Genomic DNA, 13,993 nt, shown 5'->3' with positions numbered 1-13,993 from the left:
CCGCCTGTACGCCCGCTTCTGCGGGGTTGTCTCCAATGAAGGTCCTGCGAAACACAGACAGCTGGAGGGCGCTCCTTGAAATCGGGCGCCAGGGGTCGGTCGGCGCCGCTGCCGGGCGGCTGGGGCTCGATACCACCGCTCTCTCCAGGCTGATCCGTCAGATGGAAAAGGAGCTGGGCTTTGAGCTGCTCGACCGCACCAGAAAGCCCGCGGTGCTCTCCGCCCGTGCGAGGCTTCTGGTGCCTTACGCCCGCGAGTTCCTTCGCGCCGGGGAGCAGCTCCTTCAGGCCGCGCGCAGCGAAGGGCGTTCCGGCGCCGAGTGTTCCCGGAGGCTTCGCATCAGCATTCCGACCAATGCGGGGCGGACGGTTTTCTACAGCTTTCTCATGCGCTTTGAGAACACGCACCCGGGGCTGAGGCTTGAGATCTGCGCCGACGTGGGCAGCAGGGGCCTGCTCGAAGGCCGGGCTGACATCGCCTTTCTCGGCTATATGCCGGAGGATCCCTCGATTGGCACGCTGCCCGCGGCTCCGAGCGTGACGATGCTGCTCGCCTCTCGCGGTTATGTCGCCGGGCACGGCGCCCCGGCTCGGATCGAGGAGCTCTCGGGCAGAACCGTGCTGTTGCGCAGCTCTTCCAACCCGTCCTTCTCGATGCGGCTCGAAAAAGGACTGAGGACTTACTACCTTGCCCCCGGCCAGGACTGCCGTCAGGGGGACGCCGTCTTCTGCAGGGAGGCGCTGCTGGCCGGCCGCGGGATCGCGGTGGATGTGGCGCTTGGCATGGTCGAGGAGGAGCTCTCCCGGGGCGAGGTGGTGCCGGTGCTTCCCGGCTGGCACCGGGAGCCGTGGAGAAACTGCATCGCGTTCCGGGCCGCAGACGCCGCCGATCCCTTGTTCGGGGAGCTCTCCCGGCTTCTGCGGCAGGTCTGCGACGAGACCGAAACGAGCCTGTGGCAGCATTGGTACCGGCATTTCGGCATCCCGCTGGCCGATGTGAGGCTCCCGGCTCGCTGAAGGATTCTGCGCACCGGAGGACTGCTTCAGCGGCAGGCGCTTTGGGGCTCAGGGGCAAAAGAAAAAGCCCTTTCAGAGCTTAGCTCCGAAAGGACCTTTCCATGCCAGGCGGCCGGGCTTTCGCTTTGGCCGGACCGCGCCCGGGCGGCTCCTCACGGCACCTTGTAGACGTAGCTGTGGCACTGAGCGCAGTAGTTCACGCCGGCCTTGTGCCCCTTGTGGCACTCCGTGCAGGGCAGGGCGCCGTCGTGCTGGTTGTGCGGGTTGGGCTGGCCCGAGTCCTTGTACTTGGCTTCGGTCCGGGCCGCCACTTTCTGATAATCGCCGTGGCAGGTCGCGCACACGCCGTAGTCCGATTTTTCGGCCTTGAGCTTTCCTCCCTGAGCTGATACGTGGCAGGCGTCGCACTTCATGCCCCGTGCGACATGGCGGTCGGCCAGAAATTTCCCCGATGCCGGGGCGTCGGCGGCAAAGGCCTGGACGCAGGGTGCAGAGGCGAGAAACAGGGCCACAGCGGCCGCGGCAGCCAGGCGCCGCACAGTTGGGAAACGTGACATGGGGTCTTTCTCCTTATTGAAACAGCAGACAGCCGAAAACGGGCTGTCCCCCGTTTCCGGCCGTTTGACGGGCGGGGGCGGGGCTTAAGAAACTCCGCAACCCCCGCTCAGACGCAGACGCCTCAGGCCTTCAGGTTCGGCAGTCCGGCCACTTCCTTGCCGACGCTGCGTCCGTAGACCAGGCACTCCGTGAGGTTGCCGCCGCCCTGGTACACGAACTTCAGGACAGAGGCCATTTCGCCCACCGTGTAGAGGCGCGGAATCGGCTTGCGCTCCCAGGTGAGGACGCGGTGACGGTCGTCGATCAGCAGGCCGCCCTTGGTGTTCGGGCCGCCGGCCACGAGCGGCATGGCGTAGAACGGGCCTTTTTCGATCTTGCCCAGCGTGACCGGGCGGCGACTGAATTCCTCGTCCTTCTTCTCGTCGCAGAACTTGTTGAACTTCTTAACTTCCGCGACGAGGTTGGCCGGGACCATGCGCTTCTTGTTGTCCGGATGGTTCTTGATCTTCTCGGCCAGTTCTTCGATCGTGTCAGCCTTGAGGACCAGCCCGGAGTTGATTGCGGACATGTTGTCCTTGCTCCACTTCGTGAGGCCGAAGCCCACAACCGAGATGCCCAGGGCGACCAGAGGCTTGGAGGTGCGCAGCGTCTCATCGAAAATCATCCACGAAGGAGTGCGCGGATAGGCGAGCGTGTTGATGTCGAACTGCACGGCCGCCTTGTAGAAGAAGTAGCGGCTCGGGTTGTCGGTCACCTTCGTTTCAGCCTCGTAGCGCTTGCCGAAGTTGTCGACCACCATGGAGTGCGGCGAGCCCACCGACGGAGTGATGGAACCGATGCGCATGCCGTTGCAGGTGTCTAGCGTCGGCACAATCACGCGGGCCGCCGCCTTGCCGACCTTGCACAGGCCTGCGCCGGCCGCCATGCCCATCGAGATGCCGTCGCCCGTATTGGAGGTTGTGCCGTAGAAGGCCCAGCCGGAGACGCCCGGGCCTTCGAGGAAGGCCTGGCGCATCGCCTTGTTGTACTCGTAGCCGCCGGCGCAGAGCACCACGGCCTTGCGGGCGCGCACGGCGACCTTCCTGCCCTTGTGCAGGCCGATCACGCCGATCACCTCCCCGCGGTCGTTCTTAACGAGCTGGTTGCCCGGGGTCTCCCAGAGCACGCGGATCTTTTTGCCCTGCTTCTTCACGCCGGTCGCAAGGCACTGCCAGAAGGCTTCGCCCGAACTAGTCTGCTCCTTCGGAAGCCCGTAGGAGACGTCATTGAAGGACTTCATGCGCTTCAGGTAAGTGGCGCGGTAGGCGTTGTACTTGCACTCCTTCGCGCCCGGGAAGTTGGGGAAGGAGGCCTTGTTGAATCCAGGCTGCGAGCCGCCGATGAAGGCCGGGTCCAGGCTCTGCAGGAAGTCGAGGTTCGTCGGGGAGAGATCAGCCCAGAGCTTGGCGAGTCCCACCGAGCTTTCCGGAATTTCGCCTTCTTCCTTCCAGGGAATGTTCTCGCCGGAGAACATGGCCTGCGCGTAATCCTGCAGCGCCTTCTTGTCGCCGTCCTTGAACGGGCAGTGGAAGATGCCGCCGGACATGCGGGTGTTGGAGATGTGGTGGTTTTCCGGATTCTTTTCGAGGACGACCACCTGGGCGCCGTTCTGGGCGGCGGAAATGGCAGTCGTGGCGCCGGCGCCTCCGAAGCCTACAACGACGACGTCAGCGGTGATGTCCCACTTCTTGGGAGCACGGGCCGCTTCGGCCGGAATGGAAGCCATTGTGCCTGCAGCAAGAGCAGCAGTGCCGAGGGCGCCTTTCAGAAAACTACGACGTGAAGCCTGCATAATTCTCTCCTAATCAAGTAACCTGGCGGCATCTGAACCTCTCTGCCGTCGGTTCGAATCGGTATGCTGAAGGATCTTTGATTCCACCTTTTGCATACATCTTAAGTTTAGGTAAGATGCCCGATCTTCACGCCGGCGGTTAGGCCGTTGACAAAAAAATGAATTTGTGATAATGCCGTAGGCTACCCGGTCGTCAGGGGCTGAGCTCGAACCCTGGGGCGCTACGCCCGAGCCGCGTCCTCTCCGGCGGCCCGGCCGAACACCACGGCGGTGTTGATGCCGTTGCCTCCCAGGCGGTTGGCGCCGTGCACGTTGCCGGTGGCGGCGCCTGCGGCCCAGAGCCCCGGGATGGGCAGGCCGGAGGGGTCGAGGCACCGGCCGCGGCTGTCTATCTTGAGGCCCCCCAGGGTTGCGTGGACGCGCAGGTTCACGGGAGCGGCCCAGAAGGGCGGGGTGCGCAGGCCGCGCCGAAGCCTCATCTCGCTCATGGTCTGGGCGAGAGCCCGGGGCGGGACCCCGATCTGCGCGGCCAGCTCCCCGGGCGTGCGGGCCCGGAAGATCGTGCCGGCATGCAGCCCCCGGTGCAGGCTCTTCTGGGTGGCGAGGTCGTAGGAGGCGACGGTGTCAGAGTCTGCGATGGACCAGCAGCGCCGCGGCGTGAGCTTCAAAATGGCCTGGGTGATTCGCGCCCGGTAGTCGGTTTCGTCCACAAAGCGCCGTCCGCGGCTGTTGACCATAATCATCCGCGTGGGGGCGATGTCGAGCCGGATCTGTCCGTCGCTGTCCTGGCCGCTGCCCGGGATGCACTCGACGAGATTCATGTTCATCACCGTGGCCCCGGCCTGTCGGCCCGCGAGAATCATTTCGCCGGTCACTCCCGGGGCGTTGTCATGAGGCAGGTCGGCGAAGTCAGGGGCATAGGTCTTCAGCATGTCCCGGCTCGACCCGTAGCCGCCCGAGGCGATGATGACGCCGCGGCGGGCCCGGATGAGCTTCGGGGCGCCGTTGTCGGTCACAGCGACTCCCAGGACCCGTCCGTCCTGCGCGCGGATGAGCGAGCGCACGGGCGAGGAGAGCCGGATCTGCACTTTGCGCCGCTCGCACTCGGCAAGCAGTGCTCTGATATAGCCTTCTCCGCGCGGCAGCACCGGCTTGTGGGCTCTCGGGAAGCGCCCTCCGTAGATTTCCCTCACCCCGGGCAGGAACCGCATGCCGAGGCTTTTGAGCCAGGCGAGGGCCCCGGAGGCGCCGGTGGCAAGAGCCGCGGCAACGTCAGGCGAGTTGAGGCCCGCCCCGGAGTCGAGGATCTGGGAGAGAAAGAGCGCTTCGGAATCGGGCGGCAGGCCGTTTTGAGCCGAGGAGGGGACGACCGCATTGAAGTTGCCGCCGGAAATCAGGGTGTCGCCTCCGAGCTGCGGCTCCTTTTCGAGCAGCAGGACCGAGGCGCCGGCCGCCGCGGAGGTCGCCGCGGCCGACAGCCCCGCCGCGCCTCCTCCCACGGCGATCACGTCGAAGTCTTCATCCCAGCCGGTGGGGGGACGCGAGGCCCGCCAGGCCGACAGGCCTGCGCCCGCCGCTGCAACGGCCGCTCCTGCCAGAAGGATCGTGCGCCGCTTCATGGCCGCTTCTCCGCGCTCGCCTCCATGTCCCGGATGAAGTCGGCGGTCTCCACGGCGTTGGCGACGTCAAGCTTGCTATAGATCTCCTCCTTGTGGGAGCGCACGGTGCGCTCGGAAATGTTGAGGATGGAGCCGATCGTGCTGTTGGACAGCCCCTTGGCCACCAGCCGCGCCACCTCCTGCTCCGAGGCGGTGAGCGTATTCCAGAGCCGCTCGAGGCTCTCGCTGTAGGCCTCAATTTTCCGCCGCTCGATGTCAGCGTAGCACGCGCTCTCGATCTCGCTGAGCAGCTTCCCGGGCTTCGGGGGCTTTACGAGAAAGGTGCGGGCTCCGCGCTTGACGGCGTCCACGGCGAGCTCGATGTCGCCGTGGGCCGACAGGAAGATGATCGGCAGCCGGTCGCCCCGGCGGATCATCTCCTCCTGCACCTCAATGCCCGTCATACCGGGCATGCGCACATCGAGCACGAGGCAGCCCGGGGCCTCCAGGCTGGAGGCGAGGAAGTCCTTTCCCGACGCGTAGCACTCAACCTGCCAGTCATCCATCGTGAGGAAGGCCCGCAGCGCCCGCAGCACCGAGGGATCGTCGTCCACCAGCCTGATGGTGCAGCGGCCTTTGGCCTCCGGGGAGATTTTGGTGTTTTCTGCGGTCACGGTATTTCCTCTTTGTCGTTTCTCTTCAGGATCAGGGCGGCCAGCAGCCCGCCTTCCGGGCGTTTCCTGAACTCCAGGTGCCCGCGGTTGCGCTCGGCGATCGCCACGGCGATCGCGAGCCCAAACCCCAGCCCGTCCTTTTTCGAGCTCGTTCCGGCCGTCCCGAGGTTTTCAAAGACCTCGTCGGAAATGGCCGGCCCGTTGTCGCTCACGGTGAGCCGCCAGCTCCTTCCTTCAGGGCGGATGCTGATCCGCACCTCGGGTTTTTTCACCGTCTGGACGGCGCTCAGTGCGTTTTTGACGAAATTAGCGACGATGAACTGGATCTCAAACGGGTCCACCCAGACGGGGGCCGAAGGCAGGTCGTCGCACCGCACGAAGTCCGGAAGACTTGAGAACGTGTGCAGCGCCGCCTCGGTGATCGTCTTCAGGTCTGAAGCCTGGGGCCTGGCCTCGCGCTTTTTAGCATAGGAGCGGACGTGCTCGACGATTTCGGAGGAGCGCTCCACTTCGCTTTCAAGAGATTCGAGCAGGTCGAGGGCCTTCTCCGAGAGCTCTCCCTTTTTCTTCAGGTATAGCCTCAGCGCCCCGGCATAGAGCGAAATGTTCATGATCGGCTGCTTGATCTCGTGGGCGAACATCGAGGAGAGTTGCGAGACGATGCTCTCGCGCTCGAGCCTCGCGAGCTTCATGTGGGTCTTCTGCGCCTCGTCGTGCAGTTTTTCGGTTGCCTTCACCGCAAGCGAGAGCTGCCGCGTGCGGCGGCGCACAAGCAGGTTAACCGACACCAGGTGGAAGATCACGGCCAGCAGCAGCGCGGCCCCCAGGAGTATTTCCGTTTGGTAGCGGCGCCACAGCGCCCGCGGGCTCATGTCCTTCATGTGGCTGAAGGGGCCGAGCCCGAGCGTCTTGATGAGCTCCCAGGTCGGCTGGAAGTTGCTTTCGACCACCCAGCGGAAGTTCCGGCCCCTGGCCGGCATCGACAGCAGCGCGATCGTGAAGTCGCTCACCGTTTCCGCGGGGCACCACGGCAGGGAAGAGATGACGGCGTCGGGGTACCGGTCCGTGCTTCTCACGCAGCTTTCCCCCTGTTCTTTCCCTCGCTCGTCGAGTATTTTGAGCTCTCCCTCGCGCAGCTGCCCGCTCTCGATGAGCTTTTCGTACTCGCAGGTCGAAAGCACTCCGGCGTCGGCCGCGCCGAGCGTCACGAGCTCCGCCACCCCCGGAATGCCGTAGTGCGTCTCCGTCACCGAGGAGAAAAAACGGTTCGGGTCGTAGTTGAGGCGGGCGATTTCGCCCTGGGCGATGAGCCAGCCGTCAAAGCTTTTGGAGTCGGCAATCGCGACCGAGTGGCCGCGCAGGCCGGCCAAGGACTTGATGGGGCTGCCGGAAGGCACGACGAAGGCCGAGGCCAGGGTGTGGGTTGCGTCGACGGACCCCGCGGGCCGGCGCGTGGCGATCTGGTGGGCGCCGGGGCTGTCGAGCAGCGTGACGTAGGTGGAGGCTGTCGAGACGATGAAGTCGGGCTTCTTGCGCGCGATCTCGCCGGGGACATCCCGGTAGTCGATCTCGGTGTATCTGAAGCGGTAGCGCGGAAGGGCCTGCGCCAGGTAGTCGAGCGTGGGCGAGTAGGTGTGGACATAGAAGTCAGGCGAAAAGGTGTCCACAAGCCCGATCGTAATCGTCCTCGCGGGTGCGTCCGGAGCCCCGCCCGGCGCGCCCGAAGCCTGGGCGCACGCCAGCGCGAGCGCCCACAGCGCCGCTGCGGCGGCTTTCCTGAAGGCTCCTGCCCCCATGGCCCCCGGCCTCAGGAACGAAGGCGGCTGATCCGCACCCAGCCGCTGTCCACCGCGATCCTGTAGAGCCGCTCGTCTTCGAGAATCGCGCGGGTGAGCGCACTGGAGCGCAGGTGCTGGGACCACAGGTGCAGCGCGAGGAAGGCCGCCAGTCCCGTGAGGACCCACCACCAGCCGTAGAAAAAGGCGAGGAGGCAGCCCGCAGGAACGCACAGTGCACCCAGGCTCCAGACGGCCTGGGCCCAGGTGTGGATGAGGCCGTCTTTCCAGGCCTTCATGGCCTTGTAGGGGTCGACCGAGACGACGATTGCTTTTTCAGACCACGCTTTCTTGAAATCGGCCCAGCTGAGCTTTTCTTTTTTGGAACTCATGACTCTGGTTTCTCCCGGTGCTGAAGAGCCTTTCTATCACGGGGGCAGCTCCTGCGCAAGGCGCAGCCGCGAGGACGCGCGGCCGGCGCAAAGCGCTCCGAGGGAGGGCGGAATCGGCGCCGGTTTCTTCCGGGCGGTCAGGCGGCCTGCCGGTGGAAGGAGGAGGCGCCCCGGAAATTTTTTTTCTGCGGGAAAGCTCTGCCAGGGCGGGGAGCGGGGCGGCTTCGGCAGCTGGAGCTCGCCTGTTTGCGGTATGGGGCTTAGTGTTTGTTCTCAAGCTGAGGTCAGGCCGCAAGCCTAATATTCGCTCCGTGGACAGCCCGAAAATAAGAAGAGGCTGGAGACCACACAGATTACAAAATATTTGGAGTGATTCAAAATGTTCAAGAAGGTTCTCGTTCTTGCTTCCATTCTCGCCGCTGGCGCTGCTTTCGCCGCTCCGGCCCCCTCTGCCGCTGCTTCCGCTGCTGCTGACGCTGCCGCTTCTCCGGCCGCTGCTGCTCCTGCTCCCGCTGCCAAGAAGGCTGTGAAGAAGGCCGCCAAGAAGGCTGCCCCGAAGGCCAAGGCTGCCAAGAAGGCCCCGAAGAAGGCTGCTAAGAAGGCTGCCAAGATGGCTGAGGAAGCCTCTCCGGCTGCTTCTGCCGCCGCTGCCAAGTAATCTCTGCTTAAGTCAGAGGTTTCTTCAGACCGCCGTTTGTCCTTCAGGGGACAGCGGCGGTTTTTTATGCGCTTTGGGGAGCCGTGCGGCGCAGGCGGCGAGGGGCCCCGGAGTCAGCCCTCTGAAAAAGATAAAATAGAGCCGCCCCGCCGGCGATTTTCCAGAAGCGGGAAAGCGCCGGCGGCTTTGAGTTTCCCTTAAGAAGCTGATATGAAAATTCTCCTTCCCACCGACGGCAGCGCCTGCAGCACCAACGCCGTTGAGTTCTTTGTATCGCGCACCTCTCTGCGCGGGGCCCACCCGCAGCTTGTCCTCCTTACTGTTCAGCAGCCCCTGTCGGCCATTCGCAGGCTTCTGGTGAGGGGCGACGAGCAGGCCTACTACGACGCCGAGGCCGAGCGCGCGCTTGCCCCGGCGCGCCGGGTGCTGCGGGCCGAGGGCGTCGACTTCACCGAGCAGAAGGCTGTGGGGGACCCCGCCGAGCAGATCGCCGAGGTCGTTGCCCGCGAGAAGCCGGACCTCATCCTGATGGGCTCGCGCGGCCTTTCGGCTTTCGCCGGCCTGATCCTCGGCTCGGTGACCACGGAAGTCCTCGCGCGCACACGCACCCCCGTTCTCATCGTGAGGGGCAAGGAGGAACCGCGCAAGGACGCGCTCCGCGTCGCGATCGCCGTGGACGGTTCGGAGTACGGCCAGGCCGCGGCCCGCTACGTGGTCGGTCATCTCGAGCTTTTCGGACAGGGTGCGAAGTTCCACGCGATCAATGTCGTCACCACGCTCGACAAGGAGTACTACTCGGTCGTCGCCGCGGTTTCAAACGAGAAGCTTACGAAAAAGGACATGAAGCTCATCCAGTACGAGGACTTTGTCGACGCGATGAAGACGGTCCGCCCGATCTTCAAGGCCGCCGGCCTCAAGGTGAAGGAGGTGTGCCTCACGGGAGATCCCGCCGACCAGATCGCGGACTATGCCGAGGAGAACCGGCTCGACCTCATCGTCATGGGCTCTCACGGCTACGGCAACTTCAAGTCGGCGGTCATGGGATCCGTGGCCACGCACGTGGCCGCCCAGGGCAACGTCCCGATCCTGCTGATCCGCACCGAAACCCATATTCCTCCGATGATCGAATAGCGGCAGGCCGGAACCGAGGGACAAAAAACGGAGCCCGGGGACTTGAATCCCCGGGCTCCGGTCTCAGGCGGGGGCCGCTTCCGGAGGCTTGCGCCTGCGGAAACAGCTCCTGCTCCGCCCCCTTCAGGGCGGGCGGTTACTTCTTCAGAATCAGCTCATTCATGATCTTCACGAACGAGCTCGGGTCCTTCAGGGACCCCTGGTCGGCCAGCAGCGCCTGCCCGTAAATGAAGTCAGCCCATTTGCCGAAGCGAGCCTCGTCGGTTTCGTCCGCGGCCTGGCGGATCAGCGGGTGCTCGGGGTTGATTTCGAGGGTGAACTTCTCCTCCGGGACGCTCTGGCCCGCGGCCTCGAGCATGCGGCGCATCTGAGGCGTGAGCATCTGGTCCTGCTCGCCCACAATGCAGGAGGGGGAGTCCACGAGCCGGGTTGAGATCCGCACGTTAGTCACTTTCCCCTCGAGGGCCTTCTTCAGGCGCTCCACGACGCCCTTGTTGTCCTTTTCGGCCTCATCCTTCTTCTTCTGATCGTCCTTGTCGGCCAGGTCTCCCAGCTGCAGGTCGGAGGCCGTGGCGGGCACGAAGCTGTGGCCTTCGAAATCGCGCACGTTGCCCATCAGCCATTCGTCGACGCGGTCGGTGAGCAGAAGCACCTCGATTCCCTTCTTCCTCAGCGTCTCGAGGTACGGGGAGTTGGCCGCCGCCTCGTAGCTGCCCGCGGTGAGGTAATAGATGTTCTTCTGCTTTTCGGGCATCCGGGCGATGTAGTCCTCGAGGCTCACCGTCTGGGCCGCAGTTCCGGACTTCGTGGAGGCGAAGCGCAGCAGCTTCATCACCTGCTCGCGATCCGAGGGATCCTCGATCGGCCCCTCCTTCATGACGCGGCCGTACTGGCTCCAGAAGATCTGATACTTGTCTTTGTCGGCGGCAAGCTTCTCAATCATCGACAGAGCCCGCTTCGTGAGGGCGCGCTTCAGCTTCCTCGTGACGGGGCTCTTCTGCAGCAGCTCGCGCGAGACGTTGAGGTCGAGCGCGGTGGTGTCCACCAGGCCCTTCACGAAGCGCAGGTAGTTCGGCAGGAACTCCTCGCTGTTGTCCATGATGAACACGCGCTGGACGTAGAGCTTGAGGCCGTGCTTCTCATCGCGCGAATACAGGTCCCAGGGCGCTTCCTTCGGAATGTAGAGCAGAGAAATGTACTCGAGGTCACCCTCGACCCGGTTGTGCGCCCAGGTGAGGGGGTCGCCGTAGTCATGCGTGAGATGCTTGTAGAAGGCGATGTACTGCTCGTCCTTCACGTCCTTGGGGGCGAGGGTCCAGAGCGCCTTCGCGTCGTTCACCTGCTCCCAGCCCCAGACGGGCTTGTCTTCCTTCTTCTCCCCGTCTTTTTCCGAGGCCGGCTCGTGCTTTTCGCACCAGAGCAGCACCGGCGTGGAGATGTGGTCGGAGTAGCGCGTGATTGTCTCGCGCAGCGTCCATTCGTTCAGGAACTCCTTTTCCGAGTCTTTCAGGTGCAGCACGACGTCGGTTCCGCGCTCGTTGCGCGTGATGTTCTCGGACTCATAGGTGCCGCTGCCGTCCGAGCTCCAGCGCACGCCCTCTTCGGGCTTCGAGCCAGCCGCACGCGAGAGCACCGTGACGCGGTCGGCCACGATGAAGGCGCTGTAGAAGCCCACGCCGAACTGGCCTATGAGCTGCGAGGCCTTGGCCTGGTCCTTCGAAAGATTCTTGAAGAATTCCTCGGTGCCCGACTTTGCGATCGTCCCGAGATGCTCGTTCGCTTCATTGAGCGTCATGCCGATGCCGTTGTCGGAGATCGTGAGAGTGCCCGCCTTTTCATCGGCCCGGACCCGGATCCAGAAATTGGGGTCGTCCTTTGTGAGCTCGGGGCTCGTGATGGAAAGAAAGCGCAGCTTGTCGACGGCGTCCGAGGCGTTCGAGATCAGCTCCCGCAGGAAGACTTCCTTGTTGGAGTAAAGCGAATTGGCGAGCAGCTTCAGCAGCTTGGTGACTTCAGTCTGAAAACCGTGAACCTGTGCAGTCATGAATCGATGTCCTTTCTTTGAAGCGGAAGACGCGCGCGCGTCTTCTTGAGATAAGTGTTTACATGGGGGCGGGGAACCGCTTTTTCAAGGGGCGGCCTCTTCAGGGGGCCGTTTCGCCGGGGCGCACAGGAGAAGGGCTCGCGCACCAGAGTGGTGCAGATCCTGCTCTTTCTGCCTTGAAATGGTGCATCAAGGGGTGCCGCCGGGCGCAGGACTGCGTGGCATAACAAGAAAAGGGAATGGGCAAACAGCCTAGAAGACCCGGCTTGGGGCGATCCATGCGCTGCACAGGGTGCATAATGCCTTAAAAGGACAATTTAAAGCGGTAACTTGCATCGTAAAAATACTGTGAATCCGAGGCCGGCTGCCCGCTTTCTGCGCTGTGGGAGCCGCCGCAGGCTTGTCTGGAGGCGTGTGCGGCTGGAAGGCCTTTTGGCATGCTTTATGCATGCTTAGACGGATTAATCACTGGAGATTGGCAATGGCATTAAAGATTCGCATGAAAACCCGCGACTGGGATTTCTGGACTCCGATTCTTCTGAAGGACGTAAAGTCCGATCAGATCGACCTGGAGCTCACGCGCGTGATGTCTCTGATCGACAACGTCGCCGAAGACCCTGACTGCGAGGCGGCCGAGATGAGTCTGTCGCGCTATGCCATGCGCAGGAATACCGGCAATGACCGCAATCTGATCGGCATTCCCTTTTTCATCATGCGCGGGTTCCGCAACCGCTGCATTCTCACGCTTGAGGACTCTCCGCTCACCACGCTGAAGCAGCTCGAAGGAAAGAGAATAGGACTTTCAGGCTGGCAGGACAGCGGCAACACCTGGACGCGCGCACTGCTCATCGAGCAGGGCGTGCCGGTCGACTCGATCCGCTGGACGCTCTCGCGCATGACCTCGGCCGACAAGATCGACATGAACCGCGGCCGCGAGTTCTGGGACAACCGGGTCGTGTTCCACGATCCCGAGGAGACTCCGCTCGTGGAGTTGCTCAAGGCGGGGAAAATCGACGCTATCTTCCAGGCCTTCATGCCCGCCGGCTTCTATGAAAAGGGCTACGGCCTGCGCCAGCTCCAGCCCGATTTCGTGGAGCAGGAAAAAGCCTGGTACGGCCGCTGGGGCTTCGTGCCCGGCATCCACATCCTCGCGATGAAGAAGGATTTCGTCGACGCCCATCCCGAGGCCCCCGGGCAGCTCGCCGAGCTGCTGCGCAGCTCCCAGGACATGTGGCTTGCCAAGCGCCGCAAGTACTTCGAGTCGACTCCCTGGCTGATCGCGAGCCTTCTCGAGATGGCCCGGGCGCTGCCCAAGGACTGGGACCCGATCGGGCTCGAGCCCAACCGCGAGATGCTCAATGAGTTCGCGCGCCAGCAGTACCTGCAGAAGCTCACCGGAGAGCTGCGCGACGCTGATTTTCTTTTCCCCTACAAGACGCTCTGAGAGCGCCAGGCCGAAGGAGCAGTCATGTCCGATACCTTCAAAATCGCCCTGGGGCAGATCACCGTCGAGAAAAGCTCGGAGGAGAACCTCAGGAAGTGCACCGGCTGGATGGAGCGCGCCAGCGGCTCCGGAGCCCGCATGATCGTCTTCCCCGAAGGCGTGATCGCGAGGAACCCGGCCGACTCGTCCTGGAGCCGCAAGCATGCCGAGCCGCTCGACGGGCCCTTCGTGAGCGGGATCCTTGAAGCGACCCGCAGGCTTCCGATTGCCGTGTCCTGCACCGTGCACGTGCCCTCGGGCTCTTCCGACGGCCGGGTCTGGAACATCCACATCGTGGCCGACCAGGGCAGGCTTCTCGGCTGCTACCGCAAGCTGCACCTCTACGACGCCTTTTCCGGCCTTGAGAGCGACAACGTCTGCCCGGGCTCCGAAGTGCCGCCGCTGGTCGAGGTTGACGGCTGGAAGCTCGGCCTCATGACCTGCTACGACGTGCGCTTTCCGGAGCTCGCCCGGCGGCTCGCCCTCGACGGGGCCGATGCGCTCCTGCTGCCGGCGGCCTGGGTCCGCGGTTCCCTGAAGGAGTCGCACTGGGAGATCATGGCCCGCGCCCGCGCGCTGGAGAACACGGTCTATGTCGCGGCGCTCTCGGAAATTTCCGCGAAGAACATCGGCTGCTCGATGGTGGTCGACCCCCTGGGGGTGCCGGTGGCCCGGGCCGGAGCCGAGGAGGCTCTGGTTTTCGCAGAGATGAGCCGCGGCGTGATCGACCGCGCCCGCAGGGCCCTTCCGGTTCTCGAAAACATGCGCTTCGGACGGCCCGAACTCAAGGCGCAGTAACCGCATCGCTTTAACTGACTGACAAAAGCCCCGGG

At 63.9% G+C, this 13,993-nt stretch carries 12 protein-coding genes; 5 read left to right on the top strand and 7 right to left on the bottom strand.

The window, feature by feature from the left end; translation table 11 throughout:
- Window positions 1-35: 35 nt before the first annotated feature.
- Window positions 36-1,016: a LysR family transcriptional regulator gene (locus MAF45_RS00425; protein ID WP_237977578.1), complete on the top strand. Its 981-nt coding sequence runs from the start codon at window positions 36-38 to the stop codon at window positions 1,014-1,016.
- A gap of 152 nt (window positions 1,017-1,168) precedes the next feature.
- Here the strand turns inward: MAF45_RS00425 and MAF45_RS00420 are convergent, their stop codons facing one another.
- From MAF45_RS00420 to MAF45_RS00395, 6 genes are all read right to left on the bottom strand, one after another.
- A complete protein-coding gene (locus MAF45_RS00420; protein ID WP_237977577.1) occupies window positions 1,169-1,573 on the bottom strand; it encodes a cytochrome c3 family protein in 405 nt (134 codons plus the stop codon).
- A gap of 122 nt (window positions 1,574-1,695) precedes the next feature.
- Complete coding sequence (locus MAF45_RS00415; RefSeq protein WP_237977576.1) at window positions 1,696-3,405, bottom strand: FAD-dependent oxidoreductase; 1,710 nt, start codon at window positions 3,403-3,405, stop codon at window positions 1,696-1,698.
- Window positions 3,406-3,626: 221 nt separating this feature from the next.
- A complete protein-coding gene (locus tag MAF45_RS00410; RefSeq protein ID WP_237977575.1) occupies window positions 3,627-5,024 on the bottom strand; it encodes an FAD-dependent oxidoreductase in 1,398 nt (465 codons plus the stop codon).
- Complete coding sequence (locus MAF45_RS00405) at window positions 5,021-5,677, bottom strand: response regulator transcription factor (protein WP_237977574.1); 657 nt, start codon at window positions 5,675-5,677, stop codon at window positions 5,021-5,023. The genes MAF45_RS00410 and MAF45_RS00405 overlap by 4 nt, the downstream gene beginning before the upstream one ends.
- Window positions 5,674-7,473, bottom strand: a complete 1,800-nt coding sequence (locus MAF45_RS00400; protein WP_237977573.1) for a sensor histidine kinase — start codon at window positions 7,471-7,473, stop codon at window positions 5,674-5,676. The genes MAF45_RS00405 and MAF45_RS00400 overlap by 4 nt, the downstream gene beginning before the upstream one ends.
- An 11-nt stretch (window positions 7,474-7,484) precedes the next feature.
- On the bottom strand, window positions 7,485-7,844 hold the full coding sequence (locus MAF45_RS00395) for a hypothetical protein (protein WP_237977572.1): 360 nt from the start codon (window positions 7,842-7,844) through the stop codon (window positions 7,485-7,487).
- A gap of 379 nt (window positions 7,845-8,223) precedes the next feature.
- Between MAF45_RS00395 and MAF45_RS00390 the strand changes: the two genes are divergently transcribed.
- Together MAF45_RS00390 and MAF45_RS00385 are read left to right on the top strand one after the other, a co-directional pair.
- Window positions 8,224-8,502: a hypothetical protein gene (locus tag MAF45_RS00390; protein WP_237977571.1), complete on the top strand. Its 279-nt coding sequence runs from the start codon at window positions 8,224-8,226 to the stop codon at window positions 8,500-8,502.
- A 210-nt stretch (window positions 8,503-8,712) separates the two neighbouring features.
- Window positions 8,713-9,633 (top strand): universal stress protein, encoded by a 921-nt coding sequence (locus MAF45_RS00385; RefSeq protein WP_237977570.1) that lies wholly within the window; start codon window positions 8,713-8,715, stop codon window positions 9,631-9,633.
- Window positions 9,634-9,769: 136 nt separating this feature from the next.
- Here the strand turns inward: MAF45_RS00385 and htpG are convergent, their stop codons facing one another.
- Window positions 9,770-11,677 carry a molecular chaperone HtpG gene (gene htpG, locus MAF45_RS00380; RefSeq protein ID WP_237977569.1) on the bottom strand — a complete coding sequence of 636 codons (1,908 nt, stop codon included), beginning with the start codon at window positions 11,675-11,677 and terminating at the stop codon, window positions 9,770-9,772.
- A 481-nt stretch (window positions 11,678-12,158) separates the two neighbouring features.
- Between htpG and MAF45_RS00375 the strand changes: the two genes are divergently transcribed.
- The gene (locus MAF45_RS00375) at window positions 12,159-13,121 is read left to right on the top strand and encodes a substrate-binding domain-containing protein (protein ID WP_237977568.1); all 963 of its coding nucleotides are present in this window, start codon (window positions 12,159-12,161) and stop codon (window positions 13,119-13,121) included.
- 24 nt (window positions 13,122-13,145) lie between these two features.
- Window positions 13,146-13,958 carry a nitrilase-related carbon-nitrogen hydrolase gene (locus MAF45_RS00370; protein WP_237977567.1) on the top strand — a complete coding sequence of 271 codons (813 nt, stop codon included), beginning with the start codon at window positions 13,146-13,148 and terminating at the stop codon, window positions 13,956-13,958.
- The last annotated feature ends 35 nt before the right edge of the window (window positions 13,959-13,993 follow it).

This window comes from Mesosutterella porci, from assembly GCF_022134585.1.
Classification (GTDB): Bacteria; Pseudomonadota; Gammaproteobacteria; order Burkholderiales; family Burkholderiaceae_F; genus Mesosutterella; species Mesosutterella porci.
The sequence above is the reverse complement of the archived record's forward strand: the minus strand, read 5'-3'. Positions and strand labels throughout refer to the sequence as shown.